At 71.0% G+C, this 17,667-nt stretch carries 12 protein-coding genes; 5 read left to right on the top strand and 7 right to left on the bottom strand.

Annotated features, from left to right (window positions below; all coding sequences use genetic code 11):
- Positions 1 to 22: 22 nt before the first annotated feature.
- Complete coding sequence (galE, locus tag CG723_RS42520; RefSeq protein ID WP_100598917.1) at positions 23 to 1,003, top strand: UDP-glucose 4-epimerase GalE; 981 nt, start codon at positions 23 to 25, stop codon at positions 1,001 to 1,003.
- A 198-nt stretch (positions 1,004 to 1,201) separates the two neighbouring features.
- Here galE and CG723_RS42515 read toward each other — a convergent pair whose 3' ends face one another.
- The gene (locus tag CG723_RS42515; RefSeq protein ID WP_234374829.1) at positions 1,202 to 1,411 is read right to left on the bottom strand and encodes a hypothetical protein; all 210 of its coding nucleotides are present in this window, start codon (positions 1,409 to 1,411) and stop codon (positions 1,202 to 1,204) included.
- A gap of 235 nt (positions 1,412 to 1,646) precedes the next feature.
- Entirely contained in the window at positions 1,647 to 2,306 is a 660-nt protein-coding gene (locus CG723_RS42510) for a TetR/AcrR family transcriptional regulator (protein ID WP_100598915.1), read from the bottom strand.
- Between the two features lie 123 nt (positions 2,307 to 2,429).
- Here CG723_RS42510 and CG723_RS42505 point away from each other — a divergent pair, with 123 nt between their 5' ends.
- From CG723_RS42505 to CG723_RS42490, 4 genes are all read left to right on the top strand, one after another.
- Positions 2,430 to 3,347: an ABC transporter permease gene (locus CG723_RS42505; protein ID WP_100598914.1), complete on the top strand. Its 918-nt coding sequence runs from the start codon at positions 2,430 to 2,432 to the stop codon at positions 3,345 to 3,347.
- The gene (locus tag CG723_RS42500; protein WP_100598913.1) at positions 3,340 to 4,176 is read left to right on the top strand and encodes an ABC transporter ATP-binding protein; all 837 of its coding nucleotides are present in this window, start codon (positions 3,340 to 3,342) and stop codon (positions 4,174 to 4,176) included. Before CG723_RS42505 ends, CG723_RS42500 begins: the two co-directional genes overlap by 8 nt.
- Positions 4,177 to 4,261: 85 nt before the next feature.
- A complete protein-coding gene (locus CG723_RS42495; RefSeq protein WP_100598912.1) occupies positions 4,262 to 6,472 on the top strand; it encodes a bifunctional glycosyltransferase/CDP-glycerol:glycerophosphate glycerophosphotransferase in 2,211 nt (736 codons plus the stop codon).
- Positions 6,469 to 8,160 carry a glycosyltransferase family 2 protein gene (locus CG723_RS42490; protein WP_100598911.1) on the top strand — a complete coding sequence of 564 codons (1,692 nt, stop codon included), beginning with the start codon at positions 6,469 to 6,471 and terminating at the stop codon, positions 8,158 to 8,160. Before CG723_RS42495 ends, CG723_RS42490 begins: the two co-directional genes overlap by 4 nt.
- On the opposite strand, the gene CG723_RS42485 is transcribed toward CG723_RS42490, so the two are convergent.
- The 5 genes from CG723_RS42485 to CG723_RS42465 form a co-directional block, all read right to left on the bottom strand.
- Positions 8,157 to 9,683, bottom strand: a complete 1,527-nt coding sequence (locus tag CG723_RS42485; protein ID WP_100598910.1) for a hypothetical protein — start codon at positions 9,681 to 9,683, stop codon at positions 8,157 to 8,159. The genes CG723_RS42490 and CG723_RS42485 overlap by 4 nt on opposite strands.
- Entirely contained in the window at positions 9,667 to 10,134 is a 468-nt protein-coding gene (locus CG723_RS42480; RefSeq protein ID WP_100598937.1) for a GtrA family protein, read from the bottom strand. Before CG723_RS42480 ends, CG723_RS42485 begins: the two co-directional genes overlap by 17 nt.
- Entirely contained in the window at positions 10,131 to 10,835 is a 705-nt protein-coding gene (locus tag CG723_RS42475) for a polyprenol monophosphomannose synthase (protein WP_100598936.1), read from the bottom strand. The genes CG723_RS42480 and CG723_RS42475 overlap by 4 nt, the downstream gene beginning before the upstream one ends.
- A gap of 86 nt (positions 10,836 to 10,921) precedes the next feature.
- Positions 10,922 to 12,025 carry a nucleotidyltransferase family protein gene (locus CG723_RS42470; RefSeq protein ID WP_100598909.1) on the bottom strand — a complete coding sequence of 368 codons (1,104 nt, stop codon included), beginning with the start codon at positions 12,023 to 12,025 and terminating at the stop codon, positions 10,922 to 10,924.
- A gap of 268 nt (positions 12,026 to 12,293) precedes the next feature.
- Positions 12,294 to 17,225, bottom strand: a complete 4,932-nt coding sequence (locus tag CG723_RS42465) for an NAD-glutamate dehydrogenase (RefSeq protein ID WP_100598908.1) — start codon at positions 17,223 to 17,225, stop codon at positions 12,294 to 12,296.
- Positions 17,226 to 17,667 lie beyond the last annotated feature (442 nt).

The raw sequence follows: 17,667 nt of genomic DNA, 5'->3' as shown, positions 1-17,667 counted from the left end.
ACCGAGGGGACCCTGTACCGACATGACCTGGCTGATCACCGGCGGTGCCGGATACATCGGGGCGCACGTCGTCCGCGCCATGCAGGAGGCGGGCGAGCGGACCGTGGTCTACGACGATCTGTCCACCGGCGTCGCCGAGCGCGTCCCGGACGGCGTACCCCTCGTAGTCGCCTCGACCCTGGACGCGGACGCCGTGGCGCGCACCATCGCCGGGCACGGCATCACCGGCGTCGTCCACCTCGCCGCGAAGAAGCAGGTCGGCGAGTCGGTGGAACTGCCGCTGCACTACTACCGCGAGAACGTCGAGGGCCTGCGCGTCCTCCTGGCGGCGGTCACGGCGGGCGGCGTCCCGTCCTTCGTCTTCTCCTCGTCCGCCGCGGTGTACGGCATGCCCGACGTCGACCTCGTCACCGAGGACACCCCGTGCCTGCCGATGAGCCCGTACGGCGAGACGAAGCTCGCCGGCGAGTGGCTGGTCCGCGCGACGGGCCGGGCGCACGGCCTCGCCACGGCCTCCCTGCGCTACTTCAACGTGGCGGGGGCGGCCGCCCCCGAACTGGCCGACACCGGCGTCTTCAACCTCGTACCGATGGTCTTCGAGAGGCTCACCGACGGCGAGGCCCCGCGGATCTTCGGCGCGGACTACCCGACACCGGACGGGACCTGCGTACGCGACTACATCCATGTCGTCGACCTCGCCGAGGCCCACGTGGCCGCCGCCCGCCGCCTCTCCGGCGAGGCCCCCGGCACGGACCTCACCCTCAACATCGGCCGCGGCGAAGGCGTCTCGGTCCTGGAGATGGTCGAGCTGATCAACGCGACGACGGGCCACGGCACCGACCCCGTCGTCACCCCGCGCCGCCCCGGCGACCCGGCCCGCGTCGTCGCCTCCGCGGACCGCATCGCGACGGAGCTCGGCTGGACGGCGAAGCGCGACGTACGCGAGATGGTCGAGTCGGCGTGGCAGGGCTGGGTCCGGGTGCACGGGACCGCCGTTAGGTGAGTCCCGTTCGGCGCGGGCCCATGAAGCCGGGGATCTGCCCGGCGTTCAGCGTGGTCACGGCCTGAACCAGCCGCAGACCGGGTTCCGGCTCCCTCCGCCTCCTACACAAATGCAGTTTTCCGTTCGTCTCGGCCGCCGGGGCCTGGTCGAGCCGGGATTTTCAAGGCTCCGGCCGGAGTTCCGTGACGTCGCAGGTTGCTACCCAGCAGCCACAACCGGGCCGGCCGTGACCTGAGGACGGTTGGGGAGCAGCGACGAGAGGTTGTCCCGTACGAAGTCCGCCGCCCGGTCGATCGACTCTTCGGCCCCGGATCGGTCTTCGAAGACGCTGGTGGAGACCATCACTCCGTCCCCGGCGTCCACCCAGTAGTAGGCCACGAAACCGGGGGCCCGGCGGAGGAGAGGCACGAATCCCTCGTCCACTCGGCGTCCTGCCTCGGCAGAGTCAGTCACTCCTTCGTAACGCCGAATCACTGCGTACATAGCTGATCTCCTCATGGATCCCAGGGTCGCCTTGCGCGAAACGACCTACCCCCACCGAGCGTCTCGCGCGCGGGGGACGTCCGGACGTGACCCGGACAGGTGATCCGAACCAGGCATCTGCTGTGGCCAGGGCGCCGCCGCGGCTGATGTCAGCGGGCAACTACAGCGCCCTCAACCCCGCCGCCGTAGCCGAAGCCAGTTTCCCCAGGTACCCCTTGGGCAACGGCGTGCGCACCACCACCGCGCGCCAGTACAGCGGGCCCGAGATCAGGTCGAGGGCGAGGTCCTCGTCGAGGTCAGCCCTGACCTCCCCGCGCGCGGCGGCGCTGCGCACGATGCCGTTCGCCACCCCGTGCTGCCCCTCGCGCAGTGCCTTCTGCATGGCCTCGGCGATTTCCGGGTTGCGGGCGGCCTCGGCCTGGAGGTCGGGAATGATCTGGCCGGCGACCGGATGCCTCAGGGCGCGGGACGTCACCTCGTACAGGAGGCGCAGGTCGCCCTCCAGGGAACCCGTGTCCGGGGCCGGCAGGCCCTGTACCGCTATGGCGGAGACCAGGTCCAGGACCAGGTGCAGCTTGGAGCGCCAGCGGCGGTAGACGGCCGTCTTGCCGACGCCCGCGCGGCGCGCGATCCCCTCGATGGACATACGGGCATAGCCCACGGCGGCGAGCTCTTCGAAGACGGCTGCCCGGATGGCGTCGGTCACATCCTCACGGAGGACGGCTGCCCCTGCGGGGGCCCGGCGACGCGCCGGCGATGGGGGTCCCCCCTGCTCGAGCGAAGCCGAGAGCTCGGGGGAGGAGTCGGCGTTGGTCGTCATGGTGAACAGCTTACGGCGTTACGACGAAACGGTTGCGTTCCGACGTCGCGACGCCCTACGCTCGCGTCACGACGATACGGGCCCGTTCCGACGTCTCCGACCCTTTGAGCGAAAGCAGCGGATGTGAGTCAGGCAGTCGACACACCTCCCCCGCCGGCGGTCACCGCCCCGGCGGAAGATCCCGCGCAGCTGGCCGCGCGGTACGGCCTCTCGGTCAGCGGCGCGCGCCCGACCCTCACGGAATATGTGGGCCAGCTCTGGCAGCGGCGCCACTTCATCACCGCGTTCGCGACGGCCAAGCTCACGGCGCAGTACAGCCAGGCGAAGCTCGGCCAGGTGTGGCAGGTGGCGACCCCGCTCCTGAACGCGGCGGTCTACTACTTCATCTTCGGCGTGCTGATGGACACGAAGCACAACGTGCCGGACTACGTGCCGTTCCTGGTCACCGGCGTGTTCGTGTGGACGTTCACGCAGAGCTCGATCATGGCGGGCACCCGCGCGATCTCCGGCAACCTCGGTCTCGTACGGGCGCTGCACTTCCCGCGCGCCGCGCTGCCGGTGTCGTTCGCGCTCCAGCAGCTCCAGCAGCTGCTGTTCTCGATGTGCGCGCTGGTGGTGATCCTGCTCTGCTTCGGCGTTCCGCCGGCCCTCTCGTGGTTCCTGGTCCTGCCGGTCCTGCTGCTGCAGTTCGTCTTCAACACCGGCGTGGCCCTCGTGATGGCGAGGATGGGCGCGCGGACGCCGGACATAGCGCAGCTGATGCCGTTCCTGCTGCGCACGTGGATGTACACGTCCGGCGTGATGTGGAGCATCGACAAGGTGCTCAAGAACCAGCACCTGCCGCACGTCGTGCACGTACTGCTGTCCGCGAACCCGGCCGCCGTCTACATCGACCTGATGCGCTTCGCCCTGATCGACAGCTTCCACCGCGGTCAGCTGCCGCCCCACGTATGGGCGATCGCGGCCGGGTGGGCGCTGCTCGCGGGCGTCGGCGGGTTCATCTACTTCTGGAAGGCAGAGGAGACGTACGGCCGTGGCTGACACCTTTGGGGAGCGGATCCCCACCGTCATCGTCGACGACGTCGACATCGTCTACCGCGTGAACGGCACGGGCGCGGGCCGCGGCACCGCGACCGCCGCGCTCGGCCGCATCATCGGCGGGCGGAAGAAGGCCGAGGCGCGGGCCGGCGTGCGCAAGGTGCACGCGGTGAAGAAGGTGTCGTTCACCGCCTACAAGGGCGAGGCGATCGGCCTGATCGGCACGAACGGGTCGGGCAAGTCGACGCTGCTCAAGGCGGTGGCGGGGCTGCTGCCGACGGAGAACGGCCGGATCTTCACGCATGGCCAGCCGTCCCTGCTCGGCGTGAACGCGGCGCTGATGAACGACCTCACGGGCGAGCGCAACGTCCATCTCGGCGGCCTCGCCATGGGCATGAGCCGCGAGGAGGTGCGCGAGCGCTACGACGACATCGTCGGCTTCTCCGGCATCAACGAGAAGGGCGACTTCATCACGCTGCCCATGCGGACGTACTCCTCCGGCATGGCCGCCCGGCTCCGGTTCTCCATCGCCGCCGCCAAGGACCACGACGTGCTGCTGATCGACGAGGCCCTGGCCACCGGCGACCGGTCCTTCCAGAAGCGCTCGGAGTCCCGCATCCGCGAGCTGCGCAAGGAGGCCGGCACGGTCTTCCTCGTCAGTCACAACAACAAGTCGATCCGCGACACCTGCGACCGGGTGCTGTGGCTGGAGCGCGGCGAGCTGCGGATGGACGGCCCGACGGACGAGGTCCTCAAGGCGTACGAGGCGTTCACCAATCCGAACGACGGCAAGCCGGAACCGAAGAAGGCCAAGGTCGCCGTTTCCGCCTGAGGCCGATGCGGGCGGCCCACTCCCTTTATCCCTTTTATCTGATTGGTGACACTATGGGGCGCCAGGAGGAGAAGGGACGGAGACCGTGCAGGAACTCAGCGTCATCGTGTACGGCCGGGACGTGCAGGGGCATCTCGCCGACTGCCTGGACAGCGTGACGGGCCAGTTGCCCGAGGGGGCGGAACTCGTCGTCGCCGCCGTGGACGATCCGGCGCCGACCGCCGACGTGCCGGGCAGCGTCACCGTTCTGGCCCTGCCCGGCGACACTTCCGACGAGGAGGCCCGCGCCGCCGGCGGCGAGCGGGCCTCGGGCGAGTGGCTGCTGTTCGTGCACGCCAAGGACCGCGTGCCCCCGGGCGCGCTGCGGGCGCTGCGGGACCGGGTCGCCGGCCTCCCGGACAGCGCCGACCGCGTGGACGTCGTCCTCACGGACCATGTGCACTCGAACTGGCGCACCTCCGGCCTCCCGGGCCCCGACGCCCGTCTGCTCGCCAGGGCGGGCGGCCGCGATCTGCCCCTCGCGGACTGCCCCGACCTGCTGCGGATCACCCCGCTGCTCGGGAACCGTGCCCTGCGCGCCGCGTTCTGGCGGGACCACCGCGACCAACTGGCCGCCACCGACGAGCGGTTCGCGGCCCGCGCCGCCCTCGTCCTCGCCGACCGCGTCACCGCGCTCCAGCACGTGGTCCTCGACGAGCGCAGGCTGCGCCCCACGAGCCTGCCGCCGCTCACCCCGGAGCAGCACTACGCGACCGTCGGCCTTTACGAGGACCTCCAGCGCCTGATGGCCGGCCGCGGCACGCCGACCGGTCCCCGCGCGGTCCTCTACGACGTGATGGCGACCGAGTGCATGCGGATCGTGGCCCGCGCCGGGATGCCGGAGCCGGTGGGCCGCGAGTTCTTCCGCCGGGCCTCGCGCGCGGCCGTCGCGTGGCGGCCGGAGGGCTACCGCAGGCCCGCGGGGCTCGAAGGCATCCGGCGCCGCCTGCTCGAAGAGGACGCGTACTCCCGGTACCGCGCCTTCCAGAGCGTCAACCACAAGCGGCGCGCCCTGAAGTCCGCGGCCCGGGAGCGCAAGCGGCGGATCGGCGCGAAGGTCCGCGACCACCGCTACCGGCGGGAGCTGCGCCGGCCCGTGGACCCGGAGCTGGCCGTGTTCTCCGCGTACTGGGACCGCGGGGTCGCCTGCAATCCGGGCGCGATCGCCGCGAAGCTCGCCGAACTCGCGCCGCGCGTCCACCAGGTGTGGGTGGTCCGCGCGGCCGACGCGCCGCTCCTGCCGCCCGGCACCGACCACGTCGTGCCCGGCTCCCGCCGCTACTGGGAGGTCCTGGCCCGTGCCAAGTACCTCGTCAACAACGTCAACTTCGCGAACGCCGTGGTCAAGCGCCCCGAAGCCGTCCACGTCATGACCCACCACGGCACGCCCCTCAAGCGCATGGGCCTCGACCAGATCGAGTACCCGACCGCGTCCAAGGGCCTCAACTTCCCCCAGCTCCTGGCCCGCGTCGACAAGTGGGACTACAGCGTCACGTCGAACAGCCACTCCACGCGGATCTGGGAGCGCGCCTACCCCACGCACTACGTCCCGCTGGAGTACGGCTATCCGCGCAACGACGTCTTCTACAGCGCGACGGCCGCCGACATCCGCGCCGTCCGCGACCGCCTCGGCATCGCGCCGGGCCGGCGGGCCGTCCTGTACGCGCCGACGCACCGCGACTACGAGGGCTCCTGGACCCCGCGCCTGGACCTCGCCACGCTCGCCGACCGGCTCGGCGACGACACCGTCCTCCTCGTGCGCGGCCACTACTTCTACGGCGGGGCGGGCTCGCCTCTCGCGGACCTGCGCCGCAGCGGGCGGGTCATCGACGTGTCCACGTACGACCCGGTCGAGGAGCTCTGCCTCGCCGCGGACGCCCTGGTCACGGACTACTCGTCGATCATGTTCGACTACGCCAATCTGGACCGCCCGATCGTGATCTACGCGGACGACTGGGAGATGTACGCGAAGACCCGCGGGGTCTACTTCGACCTGATCGCCGAGGCGCCCGGGCCCGTCGCCCGTACGCAGGACGAGCTGACGGACATCCTCGCCTCGGGCGCGTGGCGCGACGAGGCGTCGGGGAAGGCGCGGGCCGCGTTCCGGCGCCGGTTCTGCGAGTTCGACGACGGTCACGCCGCCGAGCGGCTCGTACGCCGGGTCTTCCTCGGCGAGAGCGAGGCGGCGCTGCCCCCGGTGGTCCCCGTCGACGAGCGCATCCCCGCGCCCACCCCCGAGGAGGCGGCCCACCGATGACCACGCCCACGAGAACGATCACGCCCGACGTCACGGTCACCGTCATCGTCTACAACGACGCCGGGCGGCTGCCGCGCGCCGTCGCCTCGGTCCTGGCCCAGACGCACGGCAACATCGAGGTCGTCATCAGCGACGACCACTCGACGGACGCCACCCCCGAGGTGGCGCGCCGCCTCGCCGCCGCGGACCCTCGGGTGCGCTACCTGCGTCTGCCGGAGAACAGCGGCGGGTGCAGCGCGCCCCGCAACCGCGCGCTCGACATCGCCCGCGCCCCGTATCTGATGTTCCTCGACAGCGACGACGAACTCCCGCCGGAATCGGTGGAGTTGCTGCTCGCGGCGCACCGGGAGCGGGAGATCGACTTCGCGATGGGCGCGGTCGAGCGGATCCGCGTCGACACGGGCCGCACGTCGACGTGGATGCCGCATCTGGTCTCGGAGCGCCGCACGGTCGACGGGATCGACGCCGAACCCGGCCTGTTCTTCGAGCACTTGTCGACGAGCAAGATGTACAAGCGGGAGTTCCTCGACCGCAACCAGCTGCGCTTCCCCGAGGGCATCCACTACGAGGACCAGCTGTTCTCGGCGCAGGCGTACTGCCTCGCGAAGTCCTTCACGGTCATCCCCGAGCCGGTCTACCGCTGGTACATCGCGCCGTTCGTCGAGGCGGACGCCGCGTCGATCTCCAACCAGCGGCACAAGCTGACCAACGTCCGCGACCGCGTCCACGTGCAGGAACTCATCGACGATTTCCTCGCGTCGGGCGGCCACACGGGGGTGCGCGAGGACAAGGACTACAAGTTCCTCAAGCACGACTTCCGGATGTACGCGGGCGATCTGCCCTACCGGGACTACGCGTGGCTGGCCGGGTTCGCCGAGATCGTGAACCCGTATCTGGCGACGCTGTCCCCGGGCGCGTACGCCCGGCTGCCGCGCCCCGAACGGGTCGTCCTGCAACTGGTGCGCGACGGCCGCCTCTCCGACGCCCGGCTCGCGGCACGCGGGCTCGGCCATGTGGTGGCCCCGCGCGAGACTGCCACGGACGCGTCCGGTGCCGTCTACTGGGGGGCAGTGGTCCCGTCGTCGGACGAGGCGCGTGCCGAACTCGACCTGTCCGACCAGGAGTTGTACTCGCGTCCGTTCCCCAGCGCCCAGTTCCGGCACGAGATCACGCGGATCGAGCGCGGCCCCGGCGCCGGCGTCGACCTGTCGGTGCGCACGTACGATCCCGGTCTGCGCCTCGCCGTCGGCCCGCACGTCGCCTCGCTGGTCGTGGCGCCGGGGCGGCACCGTATGACGACGCGGCTGCGGCTCGACCCGGTGCGGCCCGGCGTCTTCGAGGGCCGGGTGCGGCTCGACCTGGCGGCGGCCCCGCTCCCGGTGCACGGCTTCGACGGCATGCGGCATCCGTTGCTCCAGCTCCAGGACCACGGCCTGCGCAACACCTCGGTGCTGCTCGCGCCGCTGGACTTCCCCGCGCTCACCGCGCGTGTCGGGTACCGCTCGGGGGCCGCCCCGCACCGGGTGACGCTGGAGCCGGAGGGCCGGGGCGGCGGGCGTCTCCAGATCCGCTGGGAGCCGGCGGGGCTCACGGCCCGGGTGACGCACCCGGTGGCGCGCAGACTGGCCACTGCTTCGGACGGGCGCGTACGGAACGCCGTACGCCTGGTGAGGAGCGCGCTGCGCTAGGGCCGGTCGCCGACGACCTCGTACAGGGTCTGGCCGCCCGGGCCCGTCGTGACCTTGTGCAGTGCGGGGTCGGTGGCGGCGAGGCCCGCGTCGTCGCGGTGGCTCACGATCCACCGCACCCCGTAGCGGCGCAGGACGTCGAGGCGCGCGGCCCGCTCGGTGCCGGGGGCGAAGTAGGTCCCGACGGCGCTGGTGCGGGCCGCCTCGTCGGGCAGGAAGAAGTCCGGGTAGCCGGGGGCCACGGTGTAGGGCCCGTACGCGGGGATCTGGCGCGCGGGGAAGTCCGTGGCGAGGACCACGTCCCCGTACTTCACCCAGGGCGTCATCCAGTGGTAGCCGCGCCACGGTGGCTTGTAACGGTCGGCGAGCGGCTTGGGCAGGACGTCTCGCGGGACGACGTAGCCGAGTACGCCCGACTGGGTCCACGCGCCCGCGAGGAGCACCGCACCGAGTACCGCAGCGAACGCCGTACGTACGGTCCTGCGGCCCGCCCTGCGCTCTGCTCCGCACACCTCCAGGCCCGCCGCGACCTGCGCCGGGATCACGGCTGCCGGCAGGACCCGGCCCCACGAGTAGTGCCCGCTCACCCAGCCCGCCGCGAACATCAGCACCCCGAGCGCGAAGAAGATCACGAGTGGATCGCGCCGGTCCCTGCGCCACCGCAGAGCGAGCGCGAACACGCCGGCAAGCAGGAGCCAGTACCGGCCGGGCAGGTTCCGGTAGAGGGCCTGGTGGATCTCCTCCAGGCCCTGCGCATGGAAGAGGTCGAAGAACGAGTAGTACGGCCATGCGGCGAGCACGACCGCGCCGAGGGCGAGCCCGGCCACGAGCCGCGCCCACACCGCGCGTGCCGGCCAGGGCCGCGCCCCGGCCACCATCGCGAGGGCGCCGAACGACGTGACGACGCCCGTGAACTGATGGCTCAGCAGGATCACGGACCACAGCAGCCCAAGGCCGAGGAACCCGGGCAGGCCCGAGCCGCGCGCGAGCGCCCCGCGCAGCAGCGCCCAGAGGTGGAAGGACAGCCCGAGCGCGAAGGTGCTGGGGTAGGAGAGGGTCAGGGCAAGGGAGTTGAGGCCGAGGAAGCCGCTCCAGTTGAACAGGCTCGTGCCCCACAGGAGGAGCAGGCACAGGAGGACGAGCGCGGTGACCGCCGTGCGCCGGGAGCGGCTCGCGGACGCTTCGGTGAACGTGCCGGTGAACCGCCACACGCCGGTCACGAGCAGCGTCAGCGAGATCAGCGCGGCGATGCGCAGGACGGTGAAGGTGCCGAGGCCGGTGACGTCGGCGACGACGCCGAGGAACACCGTCCACGGTGAGTAGTACGGGCTCGGCGTCTTTTCGTCGACCAGCGGGTTGCCCGGGTCGAGGAGATCGTGGCGCAGGCGTTCGACGGTGGCGGCGTGGATACCGAGGTCGCCCGCCCAGGGCAGCCGGATCGCGACGGCCACGAGCAGAGCGACTACCAGCAGGAGGACCAGCGGGGCCGCGGCCCTGAGGGCCGCGTTACTCGCGGCGCGCATCGTGCTGGAACACCCACGTCCGGTAGACGAGGAAGCGGAAGGCCGAGGCGAGGACGATGGACAGCGCCTTGGCGATGTTCGACGCGAGCGGTCCCGTCATCGAGGCGCCGTGGTATCCGGCGTAGAACAGGACGCTCTCCATGAGGACGCCGAGTGCGCTGAAGCCGAAGAACAGCGCGATCTGGCGGCGGGTGCGCGAGTCGCGGTCCCGGTAGGCGAAGAAGCGGAAGCCCAGGTAGTTGGTGCCCATGGCGACACAGCTGGCCAGGACCGTCGCGGTCATCGGGGCCCGGCCGATGCCGTGCAGCAGGAGGTTGAAGACGAGGAAGTTGACGGCGACGCCGCTGCCGCCGACGGCGCCGAACTTGGCGACCTCCATGGACAGGCGGCGCACCCGGACCCGGACGGGAACGACAACGGGCGCCTCACGCGCCGCGGTCTGGACCGTCATCGGCGCGCCCTCGCCCGCAGCTTCCACGGCATGGTGACGGATTCGAGCTGCACCATCAGGTTCATCTTGGACTCGCCGACCGTGCGGTCCTCGAAGTGGATGGGGACCTCCATGACGCCGAAGCCGCGGCGCACCGCGCGGTACTTCATCTCGACCTGGAAGCTGTAGCCCGCGCTGTCGACGGACGCCAGGTCGATGGCGCGCAGAGCGTCCTCGCGCCACAGGTTGAAGCCGCCGGTGATGTCGCGGACGCGGGTGCCGAGGATGGTGCCCGCGTAGGTGTTGGCCCAGCGGGACAGGAGCCTGCGGTGCACACCCCACGCCTCGGAGAGCGTGCCGCCCTGGACGTAGCGGCTGCCGATGGTGACTGCGGCGCCGGTGGCGAGGGCGGTGCCGAGGAGCGCGGGCACCTTGTCGGTGGGGTGGCTGCCGTCGGCGTCCATCTGGAGGACGTAGCGCGCGCCGTCGGCGACGGCCCGCGCCATGCCGGCCGCGTAGGCCCGGCCGAGGCCCTCCTTGCCGGCGCGGTGCAGGACGCTCATCCGGTCGTGCCCGTGCCGCTCGGCGTACCGCTCGGCGATGTCGCCGGTGCCGTCGGGGCTGGAGTCGTCGACGACGAGGAGGCGCAGGCCCGGAAGGGGGAGCGCCATGAGGGCGTCGGCCATGCCGGGCAGGTTGCCCGCCTCGTTGTACGTCGGCATGACGACGGTGAGGGGGGTCCGGGCCCAGTCGTCGGGCAGTGGCCTGGCGGCGGCCGGTGTGGCCCCGATGTCGGGAGAGTTCGTGTTCACTGTTCGGTCAGCCCTTCTCCGGCGAGCGAGGAGAAGCGGACGGCCCGGTCGGGCAGTACGGCCTCGCACCACACCCGGGTTCCGTTCCGCAGTTCGTTGTGGGCGCCGACGTGGGCGCCGTCACCGATGACGCTGCCGTGCAGGACGGAGCGCCGCCCGATCCGCGCACCGGCGCCGACCAGGCTCTTCCTGACATAGGCACCGGCGCCCACGGTCGCGCCGTCATGCAGCACGGAACCGTGGACGACGGCCCCTGAACCTACCCGGACGCCCGCCCCGACGACGGTGCCCTCGGCGAGCCAGGCGTCGGCGGCGACCTTGGCGCCGGGCAGTACGAGGGACTCGCCGCGCACACCGGGCACGGCGGGTGAGTGGATGACCCCGCGCACGAGGTCGGCGGAGGCCTGCACGAAGGCTTCGGGCCGGCCGAGGTCGAGCCAGTAGGAGTCCTCGACCATTCCGTGCAGATAGGCACCCGCGGCGAGCAGGCCGGGGAACGTCTCACGCTCGACGGAGACGGCCCGCCCGGCGGGGATGTGGTCGATGACGGACCGGCGGAACACGTAGGAGCCCGCGTTGATCTGGTCCGTGACGATCTCCTCGGGCGTCTGCGGCTTCTCGGTGAAGGCGAGCACGCAGCCGTCGGCGTCGGTCGGTACGAGCCCGAAGGCGCGGGGGTCGTCGACGCGGGCGAGGTGGAGGGTGACGTCGGCTTCGCGCTCGCGGTGCCGGTTGATGAGGGCGCGCGCGTCGAGGCCGGTGAGGATGTCGCCGTTGCAGACGAGGACGGGTTCCTCGGGAGCGGAGATCAGGCGGCGTGCCGCGTTCCGGATCGCGCCGCCGGTCCCCAGCGCCTCGTACTCGACGGCGTACTCGAGGTGGACCCCGAACGCCGATCCGTCGCCGAAGTACGGCTCGAAGACCTCGGCGAGATAGCAGGTGGCGAGGACGATGTGGCGCACGCCCGCGCCGGCGAGCCGGGCGATCTGATGGGCCAGGAAGGGGACTCCGGCCGCGCGCACCATGGGCTTGGGTGTGTTGACCGTGAGCGGCCGCAGCCGGGTGCCCAGCCCGCCGACCAGCAGAATCGCTTCCGTCATGGACCCTTCCCGACCTCTCCGCCGCGCGCCGCTGATCTGACAATCGGGTCCACTTTAGACGTAATGCCCGATTTAATGGCTTATGGCAAACCTCATGGGGTCGACGCGCCTCCAGGAGCAACCGATTGGGCGCGCCGTCCATCAGGCCAGAACCGGTCAAGAGGCCGGCCGGAGAAGGGCAAGAGAACGGAAAGAGTCCGGAAGGTGAAACGGGGGCGCCCCGCACCGGAGTTCCGGTGCGGGGCGCCCCCGTCGCTTCGAGCGGACCCTACGAGTGCGTGCGCAGCAGCGTCCTCATCGTGCGCATCGCGACCGACAGGTTCGCCAGGTCGAAGGCGTCCGAGCTCTGGATCTCCTCCAGGGTCGTCCGCGCGCGGCCCAGGATCGGCGCGTTCTTCTCCTGCCACGCGTCGAAGCGCTGCTCCGGAGTCGACACGCCGTTCCCGGCGGCCAGCACATCGGCCGTGAGGGCCGCGTGCGCCGCGTACAGGTCCTCGCGGATCGAGGCGCGGGCCATCGACTGCCAGCGGTCGGACCGCGGCAGCTCGATGATCCGGTCCATCAGCTGCGCGATGGACAGCCGGTCCGCGAGGTCGTAGTACACCTCGGCGACGGCCAGGGGGTCCTTGCCGGTGCGGTCGGCGATCGCCACGATGTCGAGCGTCGGGAAGGCCGAGGAGAACCCGGCGACCCGCTGGGCCAGCTCCTCCGGCACACCCGCTGCGGTCAGCTCGTCCAGGATCGACTGGTACCACTCGGCGTCCGCGCCGCGCAGCATCTTCGGCATGGCCGACCACACCTCGGCGACGCCCTCGCGGAAGAAGTCGATGGTCTCGGCGAGCTGGAGCGGCTGCGGCCGGTTGTTGAGCAGCCAGCGCGTGCCGCGCTCGACCAGGCGGCGCGAGTGCAGCCTGATCCGGGTCTGGACGTCCGCGGCGACGACATTGTCGAGCGACTCGACCGCGTCCCAGACCTCACCGAGGCCGAAGATCTCGCGCGCGGCGAGCTGCGCCCGCACGATCTCCTCCAGGGACGCCCCGGTCTCCTCGCGCAGCCGGTGCAGGAACGTCGAACCGCCGCTGTTCACCGTGTCGTTGACCAGCACCGTGGTGATGATCTCGCGGCGCAGCGCGTGCCCGTCGACCGCGTCGGTGAACCGCTCGCGCAGCGCCTGCGGGAAGTAGGCGTGCAGGAGCCTGCGCAGGTACGGGTCGTCCGGCAGCGACGTCTGGATCAGCTCGTGCGCGGCCGTGATCTTCGTGTACGCGAGGAGGACGGCCAGCTCGGGCTGGCTCAGGCCGCGCCCGGAGTTCAGCAGTTCCTTGACCTGCCGGTCCGTCGGCAGGAACTCCAGGGCCCGGTCGAGGCTCCCTTCACGGACCAGGCGGCGCATGAAGCGCTGGTGGGCGTGGAGCAGGTCGGGCGCCTGGGCGACCGCGTTGGCCAGGGCCGTGTTCTGCGCGTAGTTGTTGCGCAGCACCAGGGCGCCGACCTCGTCGGTCATCTCGGCGAGCAGCTTGTTGCGCTGCTTGATGGTCATGTCGCCGTCGGTGACGAGCGCGTTGAGCAGGATCTTGATGTTCACCTCGTGGTCGGAGGTGTCCACGCCCGCGCTGTTGTCGATGGCGTCGGTGTTGACCTTGCCGCCGCTGCGCGCGAACTCGATACGGCCCAGCTGGGTCGCGCCGAGGTTGCCGCCCTCGCCGATGACCTTGGCCCGCACGTCCTGGCCGTCCACGCGGATGGCGTCGTTGGCCTTGTCGCCGACGTCCGCGTTCGACTCGGCGGACGACTTCACGTACGTGCCGATGCCGCCGTTCCACAGCAGGTCGACCCGCGCGTGCAGGATCGCCTTCATCAGGTCGGCCGGCGTCATCTTCGCGGCGCCCGACTCGATGCCGAGTGCCTCGCGGATGTGCGCGTTGAGCTGGATCGCCTTGGCGGAGCGCGGGAAGATCCCGCCGCCCGCGGAGATCAGTTCCTTGTTGTAGTCGGCCCACGAGGAGCGCGGCAGGTCGAACAGGCGGCGGCGCTCGGCGTACGAGGTGGCCGCGTCGGGCCGCGGGTCGATGAAGATGTGCCGGTGGTCGAACGCGGCGACCAGGCGGATGTGCTCGGAGAGCAGCATGCCGTTGCCGAACACGTCACCGGACATGTCGCCGACGCCGACGACCGTGAAGTCCTCGGTCTGCGTGTCGGTGCCCAGCTCCCGGAAGTGCCGCTTCACGGACTCCCAGGCGCCGCGGGCGGTGATGCCCATGCCCTTGTGGTCGTAGCCCGCCGAGCCGCCGGAGGCGAAGGCGTCACCGAGCCAGAAGTTGTACGACTCGGCGACCGCGTTGGCGATGTCGGAGAACGTCGCCGTGCCCTTGTCGGCCGCGACCACGAGGTACGTGTCGTCCCCGTCGTGACGCACGACGTCCGCCGGGGGCACGACCTGGCCGGCCACCAGGTTGTCGGTGATGTCGAGCAGCGCCGAGATGAAGGTCTTGTACGACGCGACACCCTCGGCCAGCCACGCGTCACGGTCGACGCTCGGGTCCGGCAGGTTCTTCGCGACGAAGCCGCCCTTGGCGCCGACCGGCACGATGACGGTGTTCTTCACCATCTGCGCCTTGACCAGGCCGAGGACCTCGGTGCGGAAGTCCTCACGCCGGTCGGACCAGCGCAGACCACCGCGCGCGACCTTGCCGAAGCGCAGGTGCACGCCCTCGACCCGCGGCGAGTACACCCAGATCTCGTAGGCCGGGCGCGGCGCGGGCAGGTCGGGGATGGCCTGCGGGTCGAACTTCATGGAGACGTACGCGTGCGGCGTGCCGTCGTCGCGCTTCTGGAAGAAGTTCGTCCGCAGCGTCGCCTTGATGACGGTCAGGAAGGACCGCAGGATCCGGTCCTCGTCCAGGCTCGCGACCTGGTCGAGCGCGCCGTCGAGCTCCTCCAGGAGCCCGTCGATCAGCTCGGTCCCGGCCCGCTGGCGCTCCGGCGACATGCGCGCCTCGAAGAGGCTCACCAGGAGGCGGGTGGTGTGGACGTTGTTACGGAGGGTGTCCTCCATGTAGTCCTGGCTGAACGTCGCACCGGCCTGGCGCAGGTACTTGGCGTACGCGCGCAGCACCATCGCCTGCCGCCAGTTCAGACCGGCGCTCAGGACGAGGGAGTTGAAGCCGTCGTTCTCGGCGGCGCCGGTCCAGGTCGCCGTGAAGGCCTCCTGGAAGCGCTCGCGGCCGTCGTCACCGAGGAAGTCGCCGTTGCCGCTGAGCGACTTCGGCAGGCGAAGGCCGAAGTCGTAGATCCACGCCGTGGTCCGGTCCGAGCAGCGCAGCTCGTAGGGGCGCTCGTCGATGACCTCGACGCCGAGCCGGTTGAGGACCGGCAGAACGGACGACAGGGAGACCGGCGCGCCGGTGCGGTAGATCTTGAAGCGGCGCTCGCCGGGGGCCGCGCCCACGGGCTCGTACAGCGAGAGCGCGAAGTCCTTCTCACCGCGCTTGAGCGCCTCGAGGTGGACCAGGTCGGCGACCGCCGCGCGCGGCGAGTGGTCGGCCTTGTAGCCCTCGGGGAAGGCGCCGGAGTAGCGGCGGCCCAGCTCGGCCGCGCGCTCCTCGCCGCACTCCGCGTTCAGCGCCTCGCCGAAGCCGTCGGCCCACGAGCGGGCGGCGTCGACGAGCCGCGCCTCGATGCGCTCGGTGTCGGCCTCGGTCAGCACGGGCAGCTCGGTGCCCGGCTCGACGCGGATGACGAAGTGCAGCCGGGACAGGATCGACTCGGTGTTCCAGGCCGTGAAGTCGACGCTGGTGCCGTTGAGCTCTTCCTTGAGGATGTCGATGATCCGCAGGCGGACACCGGTGGTGTAGCGGTCGCGCGGCAGGTAGACGAGGGCCGAGTAGTAGCGGCCGTACTCGTCCTGGCGCAGGTAGAGCCGCAGCCGGCGGCGCTCCTGGAGGTAGAGGACGCTGGTGACGATGGCGCGCAGCTCGTCGGCCGGGGTCTGGAACAGCTCGTCGCGCGGGTACGTCTCCAGGATCTGGAGCAGGTCGCGGCCGTCGTGGCTGTTGGGCGAGAACCCGGCGCCCCGCAGCACTTCCTGCACCTTGCGGCGCACAACCGGGACGCGCCGGACGGACTCCGTGTACGCGGCGCTCGAGAAGAGGCCGAGGAAGCGGCGCTCACCGATGACGTTGCCCTCGGCGTCGAACTTCTTCACGCCGACGTAGTCCAGGTACGACGGGCGGTGCACGGTGGCGCGGCTGTTGGCCTTGGTCAGCACGAGGATCTTGTGCTCACGGGCCTTGGCGCGCGCGTCGGCGGGCAGCCGGCTGAAGGACGGGCTCACCGGGTGGTGGTCGTCGCCGCCGTGCTGCGGGTCGGAGCGCAGGATGCCGAGGCCGGTGCCGGGCACGGCCGACAGCGAGTCGTCCTCGCGCAGCTCGTACTCGCGGTAGCCGAGGAAGGTGAAATGGTCGGTGGACAGCCAGCGCAGCAGCTCGCGGGCCTCCTCGACCTCCTGGGCGCGCAGGTCGTCGGCGGTGGGCTCGCTCGGCAGGTCGTCGGCGATACGCAGCGCCGAGTCCCGCATCTTCTCCCAGTCCTCGACGGCCTCACGGACGTCGGACAGGACACGCAGCAGGTCGGAGGTGATCTGCTTCAGGTCGGCGCGGTCGGTCTCCCGGTCGATCTCCACGTGGATCCACGACTCGGTGAGCGTGTCGTGGCCGTCGGCGGCGCTGCCCGCGGGCAGGACCTCCAGGAGCTTGCCGGTCAGGTCGCGGCGCACGGTGACCTGCGGGTGGATCACGACGTGGATGCCGCGGCCCTGGCGGGACAGCTCGTTGGTGACCGAGTCGACCAGGAACGGCATGTCGTCGGTGACGACCTCGACGACGGAGTGGCTGCAGGTCCAGCCGTTCTCCTCGACCGTCGGCGTGTGGACCTTGACGTTCGCGGTGCCCTGCGGGCGGACCTCCGCGAGCCGGTAGTGGGAGACGGCTGCACCGAAGGCGTCGACCGGGTCGCGGTCGGCCAGGTCCTCGGGGGCGGTGTGCAGGTAGTAGCGCTGGAGGAACGCGAGCACGGACTCCTGGTCCGGAGCCCCCTCGCCATTCGTCCCGGCCGGGAGATGGCCCCCAGCCGGGCTGTTCTCAGCTACCCGGGCGGCCCGTGCGAGCAGCTCGGCCTTGGCTTCGTCCAGCTTGGTCTGCATTGTCCTCTGGCTCCTGTCGCGCGCCGTTGCGTGACGTTGAAGAAAGTGATGCGGCACAACGCCACGACGCGGGGTCTCCGGTCGATGTCGACGGTATGCCGGGATGAGAGATGAGCGAGCGGTTATCCGCCATTTTTGGCGTATTTCCTGCCCGGAGTCGGGACGGCATCCATGTTCCGTCCCGAAGGGAATGGTCAGCGGAGCGCCGGGCACGGATGTAGATCTCCGTGTGCTCCCGGCGCGGGCAGGGGGCGACGATGCCCCCGCGAGATATCGCGCTGATCACGGGTCAAGGCTATCGCCCCTCCCCCGGGAGTCGTCATGAGCCGTATGTGTACAAATACAGCGGTCGAACTTTGACACTCTGCACAGGGACAGCGACGCGGATGGATGCGTCGGGGGGTTGCCTAACGGTCCGGCCGGGTCCACGTTGAGGAGGAGA

The sequence above is a fragment of the Streptomyces sp. CB01635 genome, assembly GCF_002803065.1.
Classification (GTDB): Bacteria; Actinomycetota; Actinomycetes; order Streptomycetales; family Streptomycetaceae; genus Streptomyces.
This window is presented reverse-complemented; position numbering and strand designations above follow the sequence as displayed.